This window comes from Sphingomonas sp. RS6, assembly GCF_054489705.1.
This window is the reverse complement of the sequence record NZ_JBTMWM010000001.1, coordinates 605,117-625,344: the sequence shown is the minus strand read 5'-3', so window position 1 is coordinate 625,344 and position 20,228 is coordinate 605,117. Positions and strand designations below refer to the sequence as shown.

20 protein-coding genes and 1 riboswitch are annotated in these 20,228 nt (G+C 66.4%); of the genes, 12 read left to right on the top strand and 8 right to left on the bottom strand.

What is annotated here, in order from left to right; genetic code table 11:
* The gene (locus ACX40Y_RS02920) at positions 1–1,338 is read left to right on the top strand and encodes an MATE family efflux transporter (RefSeq protein WP_459118031.1); all 1,338 of its coding nucleotides are present in this window, start codon (positions 1–3) and stop codon (positions 1,336–1,338) included.
* Here ACX40Y_RS02920 and ACX40Y_RS02915 read toward each other — a convergent pair.
* The gene (locus tag ACX40Y_RS02915) at positions 1,310–2,101 is read right to left on the bottom strand and encodes a zinc-ribbon domain-containing protein (protein ID WP_459118030.1); all 792 of its coding nucleotides are present in this window, start codon (positions 2,099–2,101) and stop codon (positions 1,310–1,312) included. The genes ACX40Y_RS02920 and ACX40Y_RS02915 overlap by 29 nt on opposite strands.
* A 163-nt stretch (positions 2,102–2,264) precedes the next feature.
* On the opposite strand from ACX40Y_RS02915, the gene ftsE reads away from it, so the two are divergent.
* The 4 genes from ftsE to ACX40Y_RS02895 are packed head-to-tail and all read left to right on the top strand — an operon-like array spanning position 2,265 to position 5,075.
* A complete protein-coding gene (gene ftsE, locus ACX40Y_RS02910; protein WP_459118029.1) occupies positions 2,265–2,966 on the top strand; it encodes a cell division ATP-binding protein FtsE in 702 nt (233 codons plus the stop codon).
* Positions 2,963–3,850, top strand: a complete 888-nt coding sequence (locus tag ACX40Y_RS02905) for a cell division protein FtsX (RefSeq protein WP_459118028.1) — start codon at positions 2,963–2,965, stop codon at positions 3,848–3,850. The genes ftsE and ACX40Y_RS02905 overlap by 4 nt, the downstream gene beginning before the upstream one ends.
* Positions 3,847–4,386 (top strand): YdcF family protein, encoded by a 540-nt coding sequence (locus tag ACX40Y_RS02900; RefSeq protein WP_459118027.1) that lies wholly within the window; start codon positions 3,847–3,849, stop codon positions 4,384–4,386. Before ACX40Y_RS02905 ends, ACX40Y_RS02900 begins: the two co-directional genes overlap by 4 nt.
* A complete protein-coding gene (locus ACX40Y_RS02895; protein ID WP_459118026.1) occupies positions 4,386–5,075 on the top strand; it encodes a lysophospholipid acyltransferase family protein in 690 nt (229 codons plus the stop codon). The genes ACX40Y_RS02900 and ACX40Y_RS02895 overlap by 1 nt, the downstream gene beginning before the upstream one ends.
* A 4-nt stretch (positions 5,076–5,079) precedes the next feature.
* Here the strand turns inward: ACX40Y_RS02895 and ACX40Y_RS02890 are convergent, their stop codons facing one another.
* The 5 genes from ACX40Y_RS02890 to crtY form a co-directional block, all read right to left on the bottom strand.
* Entirely contained in the window at positions 5,080–5,277 is a 198-nt protein-coding gene (locus ACX40Y_RS02890) for a hypothetical protein (RefSeq protein WP_459118025.1), read from the bottom strand.
* Positions 5,278–5,331: 54 nt separating this feature from the next.
* A complete protein-coding gene (locus ACX40Y_RS02885) occupies positions 5,332–6,255 on the bottom strand; it encodes a phytoene/squalene synthase family protein (protein WP_459118024.1) in 924 nt (307 codons plus the stop codon).
* Positions 6,255–6,836, bottom strand: coding sequence for an LOG family protein (locus ACX40Y_RS02880; protein WP_459118023.1), 582 nt, complete (start codon positions 6,834–6,836; stop codon positions 6,255–6,257). Before ACX40Y_RS02880 ends, ACX40Y_RS02885 begins: the two co-directional genes overlap by 1 nt.
* A 101-nt stretch (positions 6,837–6,937) precedes the next feature.
* Positions 6,938–8,416, bottom strand: a complete 1,479-nt coding sequence (locus ACX40Y_RS02875; protein WP_459118022.1) for a phytoene desaturase — start codon at positions 8,414–8,416, stop codon at positions 6,938–6,940.
* Entirely contained in the window at positions 8,416–9,573 is a 1,158-nt protein-coding gene (gene crtY, locus ACX40Y_RS02870) for a lycopene beta-cyclase CrtY (RefSeq protein WP_459118021.1), read from the bottom strand. Before crtY ends, ACX40Y_RS02875 begins: the two co-directional genes overlap by 1 nt.
* A 207-nt stretch (positions 9,574–9,780) precedes the next feature.
* Here crtY and ACX40Y_RS02865 point away from each other — a divergent pair, with 207 nt between their 5' ends.
* On the top strand, positions 9,781–10,581 hold the full coding sequence (locus tag ACX40Y_RS02865; protein ID WP_459118020.1) for a PEPxxWA-CTERM sorting domain-containing protein: 801 nt from the start codon (positions 9,781–9,783) through the stop codon (positions 10,579–10,581).
* A gap of 41 nt (positions 10,582–10,622) precedes the next feature.
* On the opposite strand, the gene ACX40Y_RS02860 is transcribed toward ACX40Y_RS02865, so the two are convergent.
* A complete protein-coding gene (locus ACX40Y_RS02860) occupies positions 10,623–13,109 on the bottom strand; it encodes a TonB-dependent receptor domain-containing protein (protein ID WP_459118019.1) in 2,487 nt (828 codons plus the stop codon).
* 194 nt (positions 13,110–13,303) lie between these two features.
* The gene (locus ACX40Y_RS02855) at positions 13,304–13,717 is read right to left on the bottom strand and encodes a hypothetical protein (RefSeq protein WP_459118018.1); all 414 of its coding nucleotides are present in this window, start codon (positions 13,715–13,717) and stop codon (positions 13,304–13,306) included.
* Between the two features lie 74 nt (positions 13,718–13,791).
* Between ACX40Y_RS02855 and ACX40Y_RS02850 the strand changes: the two genes are divergently transcribed.
* From ACX40Y_RS02850 to ACX40Y_RS02825, 6 genes are all read left to right on the top strand, one after another.
* Positions 13,792–14,589, top strand: a complete 798-nt coding sequence (locus ACX40Y_RS02850) for a sterol desaturase family protein (RefSeq protein ID WP_459118017.1) — start codon at positions 13,792–13,794, stop codon at positions 14,587–14,589.
* On the top strand, positions 14,534–14,938 hold the full coding sequence (locus ACX40Y_RS02845; protein ID WP_459118016.1) for a DUF2141 domain-containing protein: 405 nt from the start codon (positions 14,534–14,536) through the stop codon (positions 14,936–14,938). The genes ACX40Y_RS02850 and ACX40Y_RS02845 overlap by 56 nt, the downstream gene beginning before the upstream one ends.
* A 56-nt stretch (positions 14,939–14,994) precedes the next feature.
* A complete protein-coding gene (locus ACX40Y_RS02840; protein ID WP_459118015.1) occupies positions 14,995–15,846 on the top strand; it encodes a MipA/OmpV family protein in 852 nt (283 codons plus the stop codon).
* Positions 15,847–15,969: 123 nt separating this feature from the next.
* Positions 15,970–16,689, top strand: a complete 720-nt coding sequence (locus ACX40Y_RS02835) for a PEPxxWA-CTERM sorting domain-containing protein (RefSeq protein ID WP_459118014.1) — start codon at positions 15,970–15,972, stop codon at positions 16,687–16,689.
* An 89-nt stretch (positions 16,690–16,778) separates the two neighbouring features.
* Positions 16,779–16,889, top strand: a riboswitch (TPP riboswitch).
* Positions 16,890–16,936: 47 nt separating this feature from the next.
* Positions 16,937–18,790, top strand: coding sequence for a phosphomethylpyrimidine synthase ThiC (gene thiC, locus ACX40Y_RS02830; RefSeq protein ID WP_459118013.1), 1,854 nt, complete (start codon positions 16,937–16,939; stop codon positions 18,788–18,790).
* A gap of 165 nt (positions 18,791–18,955) precedes the next feature.
* Complete coding sequence (locus ACX40Y_RS02825) at positions 18,956–20,227, top strand: thiamine pyrophosphate-dependent enzyme (RefSeq protein WP_459118012.1); 1,272 nt, start codon at positions 18,956–18,958, stop codon at positions 20,225–20,227.
* The last annotated feature ends 1 nt before the right edge of the window (position 20,228 follow it).

Below are 20,228 nucleotides of genomic sequence, written 5' to 3'. Positions count from 1 at the left end.
GTGTCCGAGACCCGACGGATCCTCGCTCTGGCCTGGCCGGTGATCCTGACGAGTCTGAACTGGACGATCCTGCACATCACCGATGTGATCGTTGTCGGCCTTGCCGGCACGCACCAGGTGGCGGCGCTCGGCGCCAGCCGCGCGCTGATCTATCCCGCGATCGTGATGGGGCTGGGCGCGCTGACTGGCGTGCTGGTCTATACCTCGCGCGCCGATGGCGCGGGCGATCTGCCCACCACCGGGCGGACGCTGCACCAGGGTATGCTGCTGGCATTGCTGCTCGGGTTCGCCAGCGCCCTGCTGCTCCACGCCGCCGCGGTGCCGATGCTGGCGGCGATCGGCGTCGATTCGGCGCTGATCGACGATAGTGCAGCCGTGGTGCGCGTGATGGCGCTGGCCTTTCCCTTTCAGCTGATCACCATCGCCGGCAGCTTCTTCCTCGAAGGCGTGAGCCGGCCGGCACGGGTCACGGTCGTCAATCTCGCGACGTTGCCGGTCAATGCCGTGCTCGCCTGGATGCTCGCCACGGGGTCGCTGGGCGCGCCGGCGCTGGGCGCCGTCGGCGCGGCGATCGCCACCCTGATCGCCTCGGCCCTGGGCGCGGCGGGCATGATCGTCGCCGCGTGGACGCTGCCACGCGCCGCCGCGCGCGGCGTTCACGACCTGTCGGCGCTCGGCCGGCACGATCATTGGCGCGGGACGTGGCGCCTGGCGCGGTTCGGCGTCGTGCCGGCGATCGCGTCCGGCCTCGAACTGGTGGGCTTCGCGATCCTGATCGCGCTGTCGACGCGGCTCGGCGAAGGCACCGCGCATGCGTTCCAGATCGTGTTTTCGATCCACAATGTCACCTTTGCCGTCGCGCTGGGGTTCGGCTCGGCGGCCGGGGTGCGGGCGGGGAATGCGGTGGGCGAGGGGCTGGCCCAGGCGGCGGCCGGCCGGACGATGATCGCCGCGACGCTGGCCGCGGCCGCAACCGGCCTGCTGGCGCTCGGGCTGCTGCTCGCGCCGGCGCAGGTGGTTGCGCTGTTCCCGGCAGCGCCGGCGGTGCATCTGGGCGCGGCGGCGATGCTCATGCTCTGGGCGCCGTTCATCCTGTTCGATGGCGTCCAGGTGGTGTTCGTCTATGCCCTTCGCTCGCTGGGCGATCAGATCGTCGCCGGCGTGAACGGCAGCATCGCCTTTTTCGCAATCACCGGCGGGCTCGGCGTGCTGCTCGTCGACCGGGGGCTGGGCGCGCAGGGCCTGGTGCTTGCATCAGGCATCGGCATGGCGGCGGCCGCGCTGCTCAATGGCGGCCGTCTGCTCGTGCTTACTCGCCGATTTCGCTCGCAAAGCTGAGATGGACCATCTTCGCCTGTGACGGCACGTCGACATTGGCGCCGTTGAAATCGAAGCTTGCCTTGGGGTCCAGCGTGCGCGTCGCCGGCGTGATCCGCCAGCCATAGACGACGTTGTTCTGCGCATCTGTCAGCGCCACCCGGATGTCCGGGACGTGCTGGGGCTGATTGGTGGCGTTGAGCACCTTGCCGGACACCATGAACAGCTTGCTGCCGTCGGCGCGGGTCTTGAGCGCGACCGACTTGTCGGTGAACAGCAGCGGCGTCTCGCTCGCGCCGGGAAGCCGGATGCCGAGCTGCGAGGCAAGGCCGGGCGCGCTCGAATAAAGGATCGCCGCGGCACCGAGCAGCATCGACACGCCGGCGACGAGCGCCGCCGCCGTCCAGCGCCGCGCCGGATTGCGACGCGGGGCGGGGGCGGGGTCTGCATCGAACGGCTCGAATGCGGTGGCCGGCGGGGCAAGTGCCTCATCCTCGAACCGATAGCTCGCGGTTTCGCGGATGCGCGGCGCGCGTTCGGCCGGCGCTTCGTCGGGTTGATCGGCGGGCGCTGGGGTTGCGGGTGGCGGCGCTGCTTCGTTGGCAACCGCTTCGCGTAGCGCTGCTGCGTCGGCGGTCGCGAGCGCGGCTGCCGCTTCCAGGGGCGCCCCTGGCTGGAACCAGCTGTGCCGGCAATTCGCGCACCGCACCGTTCGGCCGTCTGGCCCGACCGCGGAATCCGGGACCAGATAGCGCGCGTGGCACTGGCTGCATTCCAAAATCATGCCATCGCCCCATTGGTTTGGCTTGCAAATTCGCCAAAACCGGATTCTAGCCGCAACGACTCCGGGCAGCAAGAGTCTTGGCCTTCGCTGCGGTTGAGCGATATTCATCCTTGTGCGATGGCGCGGTGCCGGAGGGATTGAGGGAGCGACCACAGCACGGCGCATGGCGAACATCGTCCAATTCGAGAATGTCGGCCTGCGCTATGGAACGGGACCGGAGACGCTGTCGGACGTGAGCTTCACGTTGTCGGCAGGCTCCTTCTATTTCGTCACCGGGCCTTCGGGAGCGGGCAAGACATCGCTCCTGAAGCTGCTGTATCTGGCGCAGCGCCCGACGCGCGGTGCGATCCGGCTGTTCGGCGAGGAAGCGGGATCGTTGCCGCGTCACCGACTGCCCGGCTTTCGGCGCAGGATCGGCGTCGTCTTTCAGGATTTCCGGCTGCTGCCGCATCTTTCCGCCTACGACAATGTCGCCCTGCCGCTGCGGGTCTCGGGGGTGCGCGAGAGCGATGTCGAGACGCCGGTTCGCGAGATGCTCGCCTGGGTGGGGCTGACCGCCCGTGCCGGCGCCCGCCCGCCGACGCTCTCCGGCGGCGAGCAGCAGCGTATCGCGATCGCCCGCGCGGTGATCGCCCGTCCCGAAATTCTCGTCGCCGACGAACCAACCGGCAATGTCGATCCCGACATGGCGGACAGGCTGTTGCATCTGTTCGATTCGCTCAACCGGCTGGGGACCACCGTCGTCGTCGCGACGCACGACATCCATCTGATCGGCCGCCTCCCGCACGCGCACATGATCCGCGTCGAAAAGGGCCGCGTCGACGATCCGACCGGCGCATTGCGCAATCCGCCGGGGCGCGCATGATCGACGCACGGACCGGCGGCGCGGCGGGGCGGAGGCTGCTCGACGACGGGCGCCGGCTGCGGGCGATGGCCTGGATCATGGCGATCATGGTGTTTCTCACCGTGCTCGCCGGTGCGCTCGGGCTCGGCATGTCGAACGCGCTGGCACAGCTCGATCGACAGCTGGCCGGGCAGCTTACGGTCCAGATCGTCGAGACCGATGCGCGGCTGCGCGACGCCGAAGCGAAAGCGGTGGTGAAGAGGCTGAAAGCACTGCCGCAGGTGACGAGCGTGCGCGAAGCCGATCGCGCGCGGCTGGCGGCGCTGCTCAAACCGTGGCTTGGCGCTGCCGGGCTCGACGCAGACCTGCCGATGCCCGCGATCATCGACGTCGATACGCACGGGGGCGATGCGGCTGGGGCGGTGGCTGCGGCGGTGCGGCGGATCGCCCCATCGGCGCGCGTGGACCGCAATGCGGCATGGCTGTCGCCGGCGCGCGGGCTGCTCAGCCTGCTGCGCTGGGTGGCGATCGGGCTGGTGGCGGTGATCGCGGCAGCGACGGCGGCGGTGGTGGTGCTGGCAGCGCGCGCCGGGCTGGACACGCATCGCGACACCATCGATGTGCTGCATATGCTGGGATCGACCGATCGTCAGGTGGCGCGCCTGTTCCAACGGCGCATCGCGTTCGACGCGCTGGCGGGGGGCGTGCCCGGCGCGGCCGCCGGGCTGTTGCTGGTCGTGTTTCTCCAGGCTCAGACGGCGGCGCTCGGATCGGAAGTGCTGGGCGGCACGCGATTGGCGCCGGTCGACTGGATCCTGTTGCTGGCGGTGCCGCTGGCCTTTGCGCTGCTGTCGACCGCAGCGGCGCGGACCGCGGTACTGCGCGCGTTGGGAGAGCGGCTGTGATCCGGCGGCTGTTCGTGCTGATCGTGCTGCTCGCGCTCGCCTGGGCCGCTGGGTTCGGGCTGTTCCTGCTCTCGCTCGGCAAGCCGCTGGGCGCGCGCCAGACCGATGCGGTGGTCGTCCTGACCGGCGGATCGGGGCGGATCCAGCGCGGGCTCGACGCGCTGCGACAGGGCAATACCCGGCGGATGCTGGTGAGCGGCGTCAACCCGGCCGTCCGCCCGCGCGAGCTTGCCGCCCAGTTCCCCGCCGATCGCCGCCTGTTCCGCTGCTGCATCGATCTGGGCCACGAGGCGGTCGACACGCGCTCGAACGCCGATGAAACCGCCCATTGGGTCCGCGAACACGGCTATCGCAGCGTTCGCCTGGTCACGTCCGACTGGCATATGCCGCGAGCACGGCTGGAGCTCAGCCACGTGCTCGGGGAGGTCGAGATCCTGGGCGATCCGGTGCGGAGCCGGCCCGGCTACCGGATGCTGGTGCGCGAATATAACAAATATCTGCTGCGCCGCGGCGCATTATGGCTGGGGATCACCTGATGGATTGGCTGCGGACGCAGGGATTCCGCCTGTTCTTCTACGCCATGTCGCTGGTCATGGTACTCGGCGTGCCGATCGCGGCACTGTTCGGCGGCGCGTTCCTGCGTCGTTATGCGATGCTGTGGACGCGGATGCTGAACTGGTCGCTCAGGACGATCATGGGCGCCCGCATCCGGATCGAAGGCGCGATGCCGCAAGGGCAGATGCTGTTCGCGGCCAAGCACGAAAGCTATTTCGAGGCACTGGAACTCACCCGCATCCTCGGGTCGCCCGCCACGGTGATGAAGCGCGAACTCACCCGGATCCCGCTCTGGGGCTGGGCGGCGCGGCGCTATGGCGTGATCGTCGTCGACCGCAAGGCCAATGCCGGTGCGCTGCGATCAATGATGCGCGACGGACGCGCCGCACAGGCGAGCGGCCGATCGGTGCTGATCTTTCCCGAAGGGACGCGCGTGACACCCGGCGAGGCACCCGATCTGCGATCCGGCTTTGCCGGGCTGTATCGCCTGCTCGACATGCCGGTTGTCCCGGTGGCCGTGAAGAGTGGGCATGTCTGGCCGCGAAAGGGCATCATGCACCCGGGCGAGATCGTGTTCTGTTTCGGCGAACCGATCCCCCCCGGACTTCCCCGACGCGAAATCGAGGCGCGGGTTCACGCGGCGATCAACGCGCTCAACACCCCGGCGTGAGGATTCAATCGGGCTCGCCCCGCACGATCGGCAGCGCCCAGCGGATCTGATTGCGCAACATCATTTCGAGCTCGGCTGACCCCGCATTGTGCGCGGCCGCGCGTTTGCGCAGCAGGGTCGCGAGCAGCGCTGCTCGCGTCTGCGCGGGCGGTGCGATCGTCCGGCCTTGCGCCAGCGCCTTCGACAATTTGAGCGACAGCATCGTCATCCCGCAAGACTTGCCCGTGCCCGGTTGCGACAAGGCTTTCGAACAGGGTTAGGCCGGCCTTAACCACAGCCCGGCCGGGCGGGGGGCGGGACTTCGCCGCGATGCGGCACCGAAGGCGCGGGCGATCGCCGCCAGCTTTTCGCTGCCAGAGGTCCGGGTGCGCGTATCCCAGGCCTGTGTGCCGCGCGCCGCAACCTTGCGGGCGATGCCGCCATAGATGTCCGCTGCCGCAAGCACGGCCCAGGCCGACCGGAAGGGAAGCGCCGCCGCGCCGCCACGGCCGCTGACCTCATAGGCGCCGGCCCGATCGACCAGCCGGGCGGCGACCAGGGCCAGCATTTCCGCGGACGGCGACGGATCGGCTGCATCGAGCCCGATCTCGTCGAGCCAGCTTTGCGGAACATAACAGCGGCCGGCGGCGGCATCCTCGCGCAGGTCGCGGGCGATATTGGCCAGCTGAAAACCGATCCCCAGATCGCAGGCGCGGTCCAGCACGGCATCGTCATCGGGGGTCACCCCCATCGCCACCGCCATCATGCAGCCGACGACGCCGGCGACATGGTAGCAATAGCGCAGCAGATCGTCTTCGTCCTGTGGCCGCCAGCCGGCCGCGTCGAGCGCGAAACCTTCGATCAGATCATGGGCAAACCGGTGCGGCATCGTCGTTTCCTGCGCGAAGATGCGCAGCGCATCGAACGCGGCATCGCCCACCCATTGCCCCGCCAGCGCGGCATCGGTCTTGGTGCGAATCTCGACCAGCCGTGCCTGCGGGTTCTCGACGACACGCATGTCGTGGCCATGATCCTGCCCGTCGGCCAGATCGTCGCAGCGCCGGCACCAGGCATAGAGCAGCCAGGCACGTTCGCGGGTTGGCCGATCGAACAGCTTGCTCGCCGCAGAAAAGCTGCGCGAGCCGCGAGCGATCGATTCCGCCGCCGTCGCGACGATCGCATCGCGCCCGGGGAACCGCATTACAGGTCGTCGCGCTGCATCTGGGCGATCGGCACCGTCGGCTGCGCCGCGGCCATTTTGGCCAGCAGACCGTCGATCGTGGCGTCGACGATCAGCAGGTCGCGGTGCTGCGGACGCACGAACCCGGTTTCGCCCATATGATGCCAGAACGCGACGAGCTTGTCATAATAGCCGGCGATGTTGAGCAGGCCGATCGGATCGCGGTGATAGCCCAGCTGTGCCCAGCTCATCGCCTCCCACAATTCGTCCATCGTGCCGGTGCCCCCGGGCAGATTGACGAAGCCGTCGGCCAGTTCGGTGAAGCGTGCCTTGCGCTCGTGCATCGTCTCGACGACTTCGAGCTGCGTCAGGCCGCGATGCGCGACTTCGGCATTGACGAGCAGCGTCGGGATCACGCCGATCACCTCGCCACCGGCGTCCAGCGCCGCATCGGCAACGGCACCCATCAGCCCCAGGCGGCCGCCGCCATAGACCAGGCCGATGCCGCGTTCGGCCAGCGTGCGGCCCAGTGCGCGGGCGCTTTCGATATAGACCGGATCGGCCGGGGTGGCCGATCCGCAATAGACGGCGATACGCTTCATTTCATGCTCCAGGCTGCGACGCCGGCGGCCGCAGGGTGTCCGATCGTTGCCCCTCTAGCCCCGTTCGGGCGAAAGTCAGGTCAGAATCGTCGCGGAGGATGTTACCGCAGATCGTCCAGCATCAGTGTTGCGGTGGCCTTGGCGCTGCCGACCACACCCGGAATGCCCGCGCCCGGATGGGTGCCGGCGCCGACGAAATAGAGGTTGGCGATCGCATCGTCGCGGTTGTGGACGCGGAACCACGCGCTCTGTGTCAGGATCGGTTCCAGGCTGAAGCCGGAGCCGAGATGCGCATTGAGATCGTCGCGGAAATCGGTGGGCGCATAGTGGAACTTGGTGACGATGCGATCGGCCAGATCGGGGATCAGCCGGCGCTGCACCTCCGCCAGGATGCGTTGCTCAAGGATCGGGCCGACATCCTTCCAGTCGGTCGGAAACTTGCCGAGATGCGGAACCGGCGCGAGCAGATAGAAGGTCGAATGCCCCTCGGGCGCCATGCCGGGATCGGACGCGCTGGGATGGTGCAGGTAAAGCGAGAAATCCTCGCTGAGCACGCCGTGCGAATAGATATCGTCGAGCAGCCCTTTGTAGCGCGGCCCGAACAGGATCATGTGGTGCGGGATATCCGGGAAGGTGCCGCGCAGGCCCAGATGGACGACGAACAGCGATGGCGAAAAGCGTTTGCCGACCAGCCGGTTCGAAGTCCGCTGCGCGCTGCGCGAGCCGCGCAGCAGATCGCGATAGCTGTGCACGATATCGGCGTTGCTGGCCACGGCGTCGACTTCGACCTCGAAGCCGCTTTTGGTCCTGACGCCGGTGACGCGATCGCCCAGCGTCTGAATCTCCTCCACCGGATCGCCCAGGCGCACCACGCCGCCGAGCCGCTCGAAATGGCGGACCATGCCGGCGATCAGGCGATTGGTGCCGCCTTCGGCCCACCAGACGCCGCCATCGCGCTCGAGCTTGTGGATCAGCGCATAGATGCTGCTTGTCGCCATCGGGTTGCCGCCGACGAGCAGCGTGTGGAACGACAGGGCCTCGCGCAGCTTCTCGTTCTTCACGAAGCTGGACACCATCGAATAGACCGAACGCCAGGCCTGATGCTGCATCAGCGCCGGTGCCGCTTTCAGCATCGACTTGAAATCCAGGAACGCCTTGGTTCCCAGCTTCACATAGCCTTCCTGATAGACCGATTCCGAATAGGTGAGGAAGCGGCGATAGCCGGCGATGTCGTCGGGATCGAGCTTCGCGATCTCGTTCGCGAGCACGGCATCATCGTTGGTGTAGTCAAAGGTCGTGCCGTCCGGCCAGGACAGGCGGTAAAAGGGCAGAACCGGCTTCAGCGTGACGTCTTCGGCGATGTCGTGGCCGGACAGCCGCCACAGTTCCTCAAGCGCGCCCGGATCGGTGATGACGGTCGGCCCGCCGTCAAAGGTAAACCCGTCGCGTTCCCAGAAATAGGCGCGACCGCCCGGCTTGTCGCGCCCCTCGATCAGGGTCGTATCGATCCCCGCCGACTGAAGGCGGATCGCCAGTGCGAGGCCGCCAAAGCCGGCGCCGATGACTGCCGCGCGCGCCATCAGCGGTGCCTGATCGCGGCGATGGCGCGGCCGATCGGCACCGGCGGCTTGCCCGTCAGCACGCGCAACCGATCCGCCCATGTCGTCTGGCCTGCGTAGAAGCGCTGGATCAGTCCGGCGTCCAGCCTGTAAAATCGTTGCAGCACGCGATAGCGCTCCTCGGGTTCGGCCGCTTTGAACAGCATTGCGGCGAGCATGCGATAGAAGCCTCGCTTGCGCCAGAGCGTCCGCGCATGGCCATACAGCATTTGGTGCAGCGCCGGCCCCGAAAAGTCGGTGGCGCCCGCGACCAGTGCTGCGGTTCGGACGGCGTCGGGGAAGGAATAGCCGGTCATCGGGTGGAACAGCCCGCCCTTCATCCCCGCCTTGGCGACGCCGCGGCCGCCGGCCGCCCAATAGGCGGCGAAATCGCCGTCGATCGCCACGGGCAGGCTGCCGGTTTCCTCGCGCAGCACCCGATCGACCTGCCAGCGTTGCGCCGCGGCATAGGCTTCGATGCGCGCGCCGGTCAGGTCCAGATCGATCTCGGGGGTGTCGCTGTAATAGGTATCCTCGACGAACATGCGCGTGGGCGTGAACGGCAGGCAGTAAACGAAGCGATAGCCGTCATGCTGAGCGACGGTGGCGTCCATGATCACCGGCCGGCGAAGCTGGTGTAGCCCGTCCAGCGCCAGTTCGGCGCCGTGAAACTTCTGCCAGCCGAGCTGCAATGCGCTGGTATCGCCCAGGCCGCGGCAGTCGATCACGCCTTCGGCCTCGACCAGGTCGCCATCGGCCAGCGCCACCGCGGTGGGGGTGACGTCGGCGACTACGCGGCCGAGCATCAACTGGCGGCGCGCCAGCGTGCGCCGCAGCACGTGATCGAAATGATCCGATTCGACCGAATAATAGCGGCCGGCCAGGGTGCGGGCATGGTCGGGAAACGCGACATCATAGCCCGACCAGCCATGACTGATCAGCGGCGCCGCAAGCCAGCGATGCTCGGGCGCGACATCGTCGGCGAAGAACGACCAGAGATGATTGCCACCGATCCGGCCCGATCCTTCGATCAGGCGAATGTCGCAATCGGGCAGTTTTTTCCTGAGGGCGAGCGCAATAAGCCCGCCTGCGAGGCCGCCACCGACAATGGCGACGTCGCAGCTGATGGTGGACGGCATCGCTGCCGCCTAGACCAAGGCCGTCATGCTGGGAACCCCATCCATAATGCAGCGCGGCGAGACGAGTGCGGGCGCAGCCCGGGCGCGCCGAGGCATGGCGGCGCGCAGGAATTTACATTTTATTAACCATCGTCACAGAGGTTGCACACCGGGCCCCTAACAACGGTTGCAGCCGTATCGGCTGCTTTGCGAATCAGGGGTTTACGCATGAAGATCAAGATCATTGCCGGCGCCGCCATCGGCGCCGTTCTCGCCGTGGCGCCCGCCGCGCAGGCGCAGATCGCGCTGACCGGCACCAGCTACACGCAGGATTTCAACACGCTGGCGACCAGCGGCACGAGCAACGTGCTGCCGATCGGCTGGCAGCTGGACGAGCGCGGATCGAGCAGTGCCGGCTCGGACGATGCCTATGCCACCAGCAACGGCAATGCCGGCACCGCCTATGCCTTTGGCACCGGCAGCGAGCGTGCGCTGGGCAGCGTTACCTCGGGCAGCGCGTCGCCGATCCTGTTCGGCGCGTTCTTCAGCAACGAACTCGGCGCCGCGATCGAATCAATCACGCTGAGCTATTTCGGCGAGCAGTGGCGCCGCGGCACGGCGAGCCTCGACACGCTGGTGTTCGAATATTCGACCGACGCGAGCACGTTGTCGAACGGCAGCTGGAGCGCGTTTTCGGCGCTCGACTTTGCCAGCATCGTCAATGGCACGGGATCGGGCAGCTCGAGCAGCGCGATCGACGGCAACGCCGCAGCGAACCGCACCGCGATCAGCGCGACGATCGCCAATCTGATGATCGCCGACGGGGGCACGTTCGCGATCCGCTGGACCGACTATGACGTCGGCGGTTCGGATCACGGCCTGGCGATCGACGATCTGACGCTGACCGCCGCGCTGACGCCGCCGGCGGGCGCGGTGCCGGAGCCGGCCACCTGGGCGATGCTGATCGGCGGCTTCGGCCTTGCCGGCGCCAGCGTCCGCCGTCGCCGCAACGTCGCGGCGCACGCCTGAACGGATTGGGGGCGCCAGGCGAGGCGCCCCCTTTTCACCGGTCAGAAATTGTAGCGGGCGGATGCCGAGACGGTGCGGCCGTGAACGCCGCGGCCCCAGCCCAGGCCGCTGGCCGGTACGCTGCTCTGGCTGATCTCGAACAGCCCGATCGTGTCGAACAGGTTGCTCGCATTGACCATCAGTTCGACGTTTCGGATCGGCCGGATCACCGCGAACGCCCCGACCGTCGTGAAGCCGGGCATGCGAAGCAGGTTGGTGTCCTGCGCATAGCTGCTGGTGATGGTGACGATGTTGGCGCCGATCGTCGCCTGGGGCAGGTCGATCTGCGGCGTCGCGACCAGGGTCCAGGTCGGCTGGTGCCGTGGCTCCTTGCCGGTGAGCGTCGGATCGAGCTTGTCCTCGCTGATCTTGGCCTTGGTGTAGGTGGCGCCGGCAGTGAGGCTGAACACGCCGTGTCGGACACTTCCCTCCATTTCCACGCCGTGCGCGCGATAGGTGCGGATGGTCTGGTTGGCAGAGCCGTTCAGCACATTGTGATCGTCGGCAGTCGCACGGAACGCCGTGACGTTGAGCGTCGCCCAAGGCTTGCGGAACTTGAAACCGCCTTCCAGCTGGTTGACGCCGTCATATTTATCGCTGCCGTCGGGAACGCTGCCGTCGACTGCGCTTACTGCCGGCGTGAACAAGATCTTGTCGGCATTGGCTCGGGCGCCGTGGCTGTATCGGGCGAACACCGAAAATGGCTCGGCCACACGATAATTGATGCCGCTCGAATAGCTGACATAGCCGTAATTATAGTCGACCGGCGCCGGCTGATCGAGCGGGAGAAAGGCGACGCGGGTTTCTGCCGGCGAAATCACCCCGTCGCCATTGACGTCGTAGCTGATGACCCCGTTGCGGCCGCCGCCGAGATCGGCGCCGAACAGCTGTCCGCGCACCCGGCCGCTGTCGTAGCGGACGCTGGCGCCGATCGCGACCTTGCCGATATGATAGTTCACCGAGCCATAGGGCGCGATGATGTCGTACGACACGTCGAAGATGCGACGAAACTTCGAGCCGTTGCGGCTGAACGCATAATAGCCGTTCAGCGTCTGTGCGTCGCCTTGGGCGTTGAAGATATCGACCATCGCGGTTCGGCCACCACCCGCGACGTCGGTGTCGATCGCGGTATGCAGCCACTGGGTGTTGAGCTGCTGGTTCGACTTGTAGAGGCCGCCGGTGACGGTCAGGTCGCCGCGACCGACCTTCCACACGCGCGTGGCGCGCAGATCGTTGACGAAATAGTTGAGCGAACGCGCCCGCGTCTCCGAGATATAGGAGAACATCAGCAGCCCGTTGCCGTTGATCGGCGTCGCCGTCGAAATCGGCTGGCCGGCGTTGGGACCGGTCGCATAGGCGGCGGTCGCGCCCGCGCCGCCCTGCGATGCCGCAATCGCCGAGACGGTGTTGATGGTGGAAGGGAAGGCACGGCTGAAATCGCCGCTGTTCCACGAATAGCGCACGCGATCGGTGATGGTGAAGCCGCCGACATCGAACTGCGCCTCGGCGCCGATCGACTTGCTGATCGGATTCATGCCACGCGACACGGGGATTCGGATCAGATTGTTGTTGCCGTCCAGCGTGGTAACCGGCCCGATATAGGGCGACAACGTCGAATCGCGGCGGATATCGAATCCCGGGATGTTGCCGATCACCGGCTTGTCGTTGGTTCCGGTGATGCTGATCGCATAAGGCGCGAAGGTCGGCGACTGATCGCGCAGCCATTTGCCGCTGACGCGGATATAGCCATTATCGAACTGGCGGGTGACGTTGAAGCGGATCTGGCCGCCCTTGTAGCCGGTGAAGCCGATATCGCGCGGCCCTTCGCCGGCGCGATAATAGCCTCCGACATGGAAGCGCCAGCCGCCGCCGAGCGGGCTGCCATAATCGAAATCGACGCGCTTTTCGCCATAGTCCAGCCCGGTGCTGACCTGCACGGCGCCGCTCCGCCGATCGCCGGTTTTCGAGATCAGGTTGATGAGGCCGCCCGGCGCGTTCGACGAAAAGGTCGAACCAGAGCCGCCGCGGATCGACTCGATCGCGCTGACATTGAAGTCTGCGCGCATGTAGACATCGGCAGCGATGTTGAAGAGGTCGCCGAATTCCAGGACGGGCAACCCGTCTTCCTGCATCTGCATGTACTTCGATCCGCCGGCGGCGAGCGGCAGCCCGCGAACCGTGTAGTTCGCATTGCCTTCACCCACGCCGGTTTCGACGCGCAGACCCGGCACGGTGCGCAGCAGATCGCCAAGCGGCACCGGGCCAAGCAGGCGGAAGTCGCGCTCCCGGAAGGCGCTGGTCGACGTCGCGCTGTCAAGCCGGTCCCGGCCCTTGGCGACGCCCGTGGAGAACACCTCCTTCTCGGGCACCTTCTCCGCGGCCGTGGTTTCGCCCTGTTCGGACTCTGAAGCCGCATCACCCGACTGTGCCCATGCGGGCTGTGCGACGATGCTCGCCGTGCAGGCGAGTAGAACATGCCGGAATCTCACAAATCCGCTCCTGCGATCATATCGATGATCCCTCTGAGCGCCTTATAGAGGGGCGCTTGTCAGCGCGCGGATTCCGGAATGCAAAGTTGGCAACTGTGGGCGCCAGGCAACAGTCGAAAGAAAGGGCTGAAATGGCCGATTAGTTACAGGAAAGAACAATTATCGTTACTTGCTGACTGGCAATCTGCTTTCTGTCAACGCTGGACAAGCCAGGTTTCGTCCCATTCGATGACCGGAATTTCCCACGGTTGTGCGGCCAGGATGCGATCGACTGTTGCGTCGATCGCTGCAGGATCGGCATCCGCCGGTACATGAAAGGTCAGGATCAGCGTTGGCGACACCGTTTCCTGCGCGGCGGCGCCGAGCGCCGGGCGGGCGTGCGCGCCCGGCGTGAAAATCTCCCAGCCTGGCGACAACTCGACCACCCCGCGATACAGGCCGAAATCGCCAAAGGGCGTATCGTCGCGGGCGATGGCCAGTATCGCGCCAATGGCGGGATCATCGGCCAGCGCCGTATGGTCCCCGGCCATCAACCGGCGCCAGCTTTCCGGGGCCATCGGGCAATGCACGCGCAGCCGCTTCACCTGGCGCTTGCGAAATGCATTCATCGTCGCTTCCTTTTCGGCATCGGGCAATTGCGTATCGAATTGCGCACTCGAGCGGGAAAGACTAGCCCTCGCTCATGACCGCCGCGCTCGCCATAGCTGCCTCTGCGATTGCGATGACGCTGATCGTCGGGCTGCGCTATCTGGCTGCGTCGGGCGGCTTCGCGCTGGCGACGCGGCTGCGCCATCCGGGGCTCTATGCCGGGTTGGACCGCCAGATTCGCCGCGAGATCGGATGGAGCCTCGCCTCCGCTGCAATCTATGGGATTCCGGCCGGCGTGGTGGCCTGGGGCTGGCAGAATCTGGGCTGGACGCGCATCTACACCGATGTGGATGCCTGGCCGCTCTGGTATCTGCCGCTATCGGTGCTGCTCTACCTGTTTGCGCACGACAGCTGGTTCTATTGGACGCACCGCTGGATGCACATTCCGGCGCTGTTCCGCCGCTATCACGCGGTCCACCATGCCAGTCGTCCGCCGACGGCCTGGGCCGCAATGGCATTCCATTGGGGCGAGGCATTGACGGGCGCGATCGTGATCCCGCTGCTGGTCTTCCTGATTCCCATTCATGTTGCCGCGCTCGGCTTGGTCCTGACCGTAATGACCGTTATGGGGGTGACCAACCACATGGGGTGGGAGGTCTTTCCAGCTTGGGTCTGGCGCGGACCGATGGGTGCCTGGTTGATCACGGCAAGCCATCATCAGCGCCATCATGAGCGTTATGGGTGCAACTATGGGCTTTACTTTCGGTTCTGGGACAGGCTGTGCGGAACCGACCAGGGGCTTGGCAGCTTTGCGGGTGGCGCGGGCCGCCGGCGCGATGCTGTGCCTGGCGACGCTGGCCGCGGGCAGCCCGCTCGGCACGCTGGAGATTGATTTTCTCAAGCTGCGGTCGGCCAAGGGGCTACTCCAGATCTGCATCGCCCCCGACGCAAGCGAATTCCCGGATTGCAGCGAAGGCGGCGGTGCCATCAAGCGCACGGTTTCGGCTGCCGATGGCCGCGTTCGCGTCTCGGGCCTCGCCCCCGGCGACTATGCCGTGGCGGTGATCCATGATGCCAATGGCAACGGCAAGCTCGACACCTTCATGGGCATCCCGCGCGAAGGCTTTGGCTTCTCGCGCAACCCGGCGATCGGTTTCGGCCCGCCCCGGTTCAACGCCGCGCAGTTCCCGGTTACCGCCGGCAGCGCGCGCCAGCAAGTCCGGATGCGCTACCTGCTTTAGGAACCGCAGCGCCGGGATGGGCGTTTCGCGGGTGCAACATTCATTCCGGAGCCTCCATGTCGTCTATCCACCATCTCGCGCGTCGCGCGTCCGTGCCGCTTGCGCTGCTGATCGCGACGCCCGCCCTTGCCCAGCAAGGGGAGGCGGCGCCGGACCTGAACCGCGATTCGATCACGGTCGGCGTGGGCGCGGCGGTCGTGCCCACCTATGAGGGTTCGGATCGCAGCGTCATTACCGCTGCGCCCGGCGCGCGCGGCCGCGTTTCGGGCATCAACTTCACGGTGCGTGGCAATCGCGCCTGGGCGGACGTGATCCCCACCGATGGCGGACCCGGGTGGGATTTTCAGTTGGGGCCGCTGGTCAACGTCAATCTGAACCGCACCGCGCGGATCAAGGATCCGCAGGTTTCGAGGCTGGGCAAGATCAAGGCGGCGCTGGAGGCCGGCGGTTATGTCGGCATCGGCAAGCAGGGCGTGCTGACCAGCGATTACGACAAGCTGACCGTCAGCGTCGCCTATGTTCACGACGTCGGCGATATCCACAAAAGCTATGTGGTGACGCCCTCGATCGACTATGGCACCCCCCTCAGCCGCAAGATCTTTGTCGGGATCAATCTTTCGGCCGATTACATGGGCGATGGCTATGCCGACACCTATTTTGGCGTCAGCCCTGCCGGCAGCGTCGCGAGCGGACTGCCTGCCTATCGGGCGGGGAAGGGGTGGAAGGACTGGTCGGTCGGCGGACTGGTCAACGTATCGCTGACGGGGGATTTGACGCACGGCCTGTCGGCTGTCGGCGGCGTCGGCTACAGCCAGCTGCTCAACGATGCGGCCGAATCGCCCCTGGTGTCGATTGCAGGGTCACGAAACCAGCTTTTCGGCGTGCTGGGTCTCGCTTATACTTTCTGAGCGCCCGCCGGCATCAGTTGATCCTGTTTTGGGACGTTAACCGAAAAAAGTATAGCGGTGCCAGCGCGGCGGAGTCCGTTTAGCGAGGATTTCGAAGTCGAGGATCACCCAGGGGGTTACGTCATGAAGATCAAGTCGTTCATCGCCGCCGCAACTGCCGCTATTGTATTCGCCGTTCCGGCTTCCGCGCAGGATATCGATCTCAGCGGGCCGGTCGCCGATCAGATCAGCGCGTTCGGTGTCCCCGATACCGCCACCTATGGCCAGACCTTCACCGTCGGTGCGGAAAACGCGCTCAATTCGTTCACGATGTATCTCGGGGGCAATGAATCGGCCGGGCGGGATGGCGGGACCATCAATTTCCGCGCCTATGTCTATGCCTGGAACGGTGCGCGCGCGGTGGGCGGTGCGATCTACACAAGCGATGAGCAGCAGTTCGGCTTTACCAGCGATGGCGCGGTACAGGCGTTCAACTTCGACACCACCGGCACGACGCTGGTGAGCGGCAACCGCTATGTCGCGTTTCTCACCACCTCGGGTGTCCTTAACAACAGCTCGGGGTCGGCCTGGATGCCGACGGCCGGCGCGCTTGGTACGGATGCCTATTCGGGCGGCGACTTCGTCTATTTCAACAATGGGACTCAGTTCGCGTCGTTGACGGCGCGGGATTGGGATTATGCTGGCGGCGTCTTTGGCGATGCCCAATTCAAAGCGGACTTCAGCGCCGGCGCAACCTCCGGCGTGCCCGAGCCGGCGGCCTGGGGCATGCTGATCGGCGGTTTCGGCTTTGCCGGTGCGGCGATTCGTCGTCGCAGGGCGGTGGGTTCGCTCCGACTGGCTTGATGCCGGGGGCGCTCGTCGCGACGGCGCATCATTGCAGTTGGGCAAGCGCCGCGTCGGGATTGCTCGGCGCGGCGCTTGCGCGTACACAGGGCTATTCCCCGGGGGACCGCTGGCGCAGCGGTTGAGAGGAGGGCCGCAGCCTTCGACCCGCTGAACCTGATCCGGTTGACACCGGCGTAGGGAGGGAGCGGTCTTTCACCCAAGGTCCGTTGTCTCTCCCGGCGATAGCCCAAGGAGTGGACGAACCATGGCCGACATCCCCGCCAAGGCCGAAATCGGCGTTACCACCGGCCCGATCCGCGGCAGCCGCAAGATCCATGTCGGCAAGCACCGCGTCGCCATGCGCGAGATCCATCTCGAGCCGGGCAGCGGCGAGCTGCCGGTGCGCGTGTACGACACCTCGGGGCCCTACACCGATCCGAATGCGCAGATCGACATCATGGCCGGTCTGCCGGCACTCCGCCGCGACTGGATCCTCGCTCGCGGCGATGTCGAGGCCTATGACGCGCGCCAGGTGAAGCCCGAGGACAACGGCCTGAAGGGGCCGGACCGCTCGGCCGGCGTGCCGCAGTTCCCGAACGTGGTGAAGCGCCCGCTGCGCGCCAAGCCGGGCATGAACGTGTCCCAGATGCACTATGCCAAGCGCGGCATCATCACGCCCGAGATGGAATATGTCGCCGAGCGCGAGAATCTCGGCCGCGAGCGGCTCGCCGAATATGTCCGCGACGGGCAGGACTGGGGCGCCTCGATCCCCGATTACGTGACCCCCGAATTCGTCCGCGACGAAGTGGCGCGCGGCCGGGCGATCATCCCGAACAACATCAACCACCCGGAAAGCGAGCCGATGGCGATCGGTCGCAACTTCCTGGTGAAGATCAACGCCAATATCGGCAATTCGGCGGTCGCCAGCGACGTGGCGAGCGAGGTCGACAAGATGGTCTGGTCGATCCGCTGGGGCGCGGACACGGTGATGGACCTCTCCACCGGCCGCAACATCCACGACACCCGCGAATGGATCCTGCGCAACTCGCCGGTGCCGATCGGCACGGTGCCGATCTACCAGGCGCTGGAAAAGGTGGGCGGCATCGCCGAGGAACTGACCTGGGAGATCTTCCGGGACACGCTGATCGAGCAGGCCGAGCAGGGCGTCGACTATTTCACCATCCATGCCGGCGTGCGGCTGCCCTATATTCCGATGACCGCCAAGCGCGTCACCGGCATCGTATCCCGCGGCGGCTCAATCATGGCCAAGTGGTGCCTCGCGCATCACCGCGAATCGTTCCTCTATGAGCGGTTCGACGAAATCACCGAGATCATGAAGGCCTATGACATCGCCTATTCGCTCGGCGACGGCCTGCGTCCGGGCTCGATCGCCGACGCCAATGACGAGGCGCAGTTCGCCGAGCTCTACACGCTGGGCGAGCTGACCAAGCGCGCCTGGGAGCAGGACGTGCAGGTGATGATCGAGGGCCCCGGCCATGTGCCGATGCACAAGATCAAGCAGAACATGGAAAAGCAGCTCGAGGCGTGCGGCGAGGCGCCCTTCTACACGCTCGGGCCGCTGACCACCGACATCGCACCGGGATACGACCATATCACCAGCGGCATCGGCGCGGCGATGATCGGCTGGTACGGCACGGCGATGCTCTGCTACGTCACGCCGAAGGAGCATCTCGGGCTCCCCGACCGCGACGACGTGAAGGTGGGCGTGGTCACCTACAAGCTGGCGGCGCACGCGGCGGACCTCGCCAAGGGCCATCCGGCGGCGAAGGTGCGCGACGACGCGCTGAGCCGCGCGCGCTTCGAGTTCCGCTGGCGCGACCAGTTCAACCTGTCGCTCGATCCGGATACGGCCGAGCAGTATCACGACCAGACGCTGCCGGCCGAGGGCGCCAAGACCGCGCATTTCTGCTCGATGTGCGGGCCCAAATTCTGCTCGATGAAGATCACGCAGGAAGTGCGCGACTTTGCGGCGAAGCAGAACCAGCCGGCGGATGGGTTCCTCGCGGCAACGCCAGCGCCGGCCGACGCCGAGGCGGGGATGGCCGAGATGAGCGCGCGATATCGCGACGGTGGCGACCTGTACGTTCCGGCGGAATAGGTCACTTACAGCGGCCTGGCGGGTGCTGCGGTGCTCGCCCGGCTGCGGCGATTTAGGTCAGCGCGGCTGCCCCATCTCGACAAGCTGGTTGAAATTTTATAACAACGGCGGGCAATCGAGTCCGTGCGTTGTCGTTGCGACACGGCCGCACCTGATGGAGAGACCATGACGGCCGACGCCCCGCGCGCCAACCTGCCGCCGCTATCGCTGCACGTCCCCGAGCCGCGATTCCGCCCCGGCGATGAAGCCGATTTCAGCGACCTGTCGATTCCGCCTGCGGGCGCCGCGCGCCGCCCGGACAGCGCCGAAAAGGCAGACCAGTTCCACGACCTGGCTTACGGGCTGATCCGCGTGCTCGACGATTCGGGCAATGCCGTCGGCCCCTGGGATCCGCGGCTCGATGCCGAGGCCAAGCGCCGGATGCTGCGCGCCATGGCGCTCACCCGCGCGTTCGACGAGCGGATGTTCCGCGCCCAGCGCCAGGGCAAGACCAGCTTCTACATGAAGTCGACCGGCGAGGAGGCGGTGTCGGTCTCGGCGGCCCTTGCAATGGCCGGCGACGACATGTGCTTCCCCAGCTATCGCCAGCAGGGCATCCTGATCACCCGCGGCTATCCGCTGGTCACGATGATGAACCAGATTTATTCGAACAAGGGCGATCCGCTGCAGGGCCGGCAGTTGCCGATCATGTACTCTTCGAAGGAGACCGGCTTCTTCTCGATCTCCGGCAACCTCGCCACCCAATATCCGCAGGCGGTGGGCTGGGCGATGGCGAGCGCGGCGCGCGGCGACACGCGCATCGCCGCCACCTGGTGCGGCGAAGGCTCGACCGCGGAAGGCGACTTCCACTCGGCGCTGACCTTCGCCACCGTCTACCGCGCCCCGGTGATCTTCAACGTCGTCAACAACCAGTGGGCGATCTCGAGCTTCTCGGGCTTCGCGGGTGCCGAGGCGACCACCTTCGCGGCACGCGCGATCGGCTATGGCATCGCGGGCTTGCGCGTCGACGGCAACGACGCGCTGGCGGTCTATGCGGCGACGGAGTGGGCGGCCGAGCGCGCGCGGACCAACCAGGGCCCGACGCTGATCGAGCATTTCACCTACCGCGCCGAGGGCCATTCGACCTCCGACGATCCCAGTGCCTATCGCTCAGCCGGCGAGCCCAATGCCTGGCCGCTCGGCGATCCGATCCGGCGGCTGAAGGACCATCTGATCGGCCTCGGCGAATGGGACGAGGAACGTCACGCGGCGATGGATCTCGAGCTCGCCGAGACAGTGAAGCGCGCGCAGAAGGAGGCCGAGAAGAACGGCATCCTCGGCCACGGCATGCACCAGCCGTTCGAGACGATGTTCGAAGGCGTCTTCGAGGAGATGCCCTGGCACCTGAAGGAACAGAGCGACCAGATGATCGCCGAGCGCAAGGCGGCTGGCATATGAC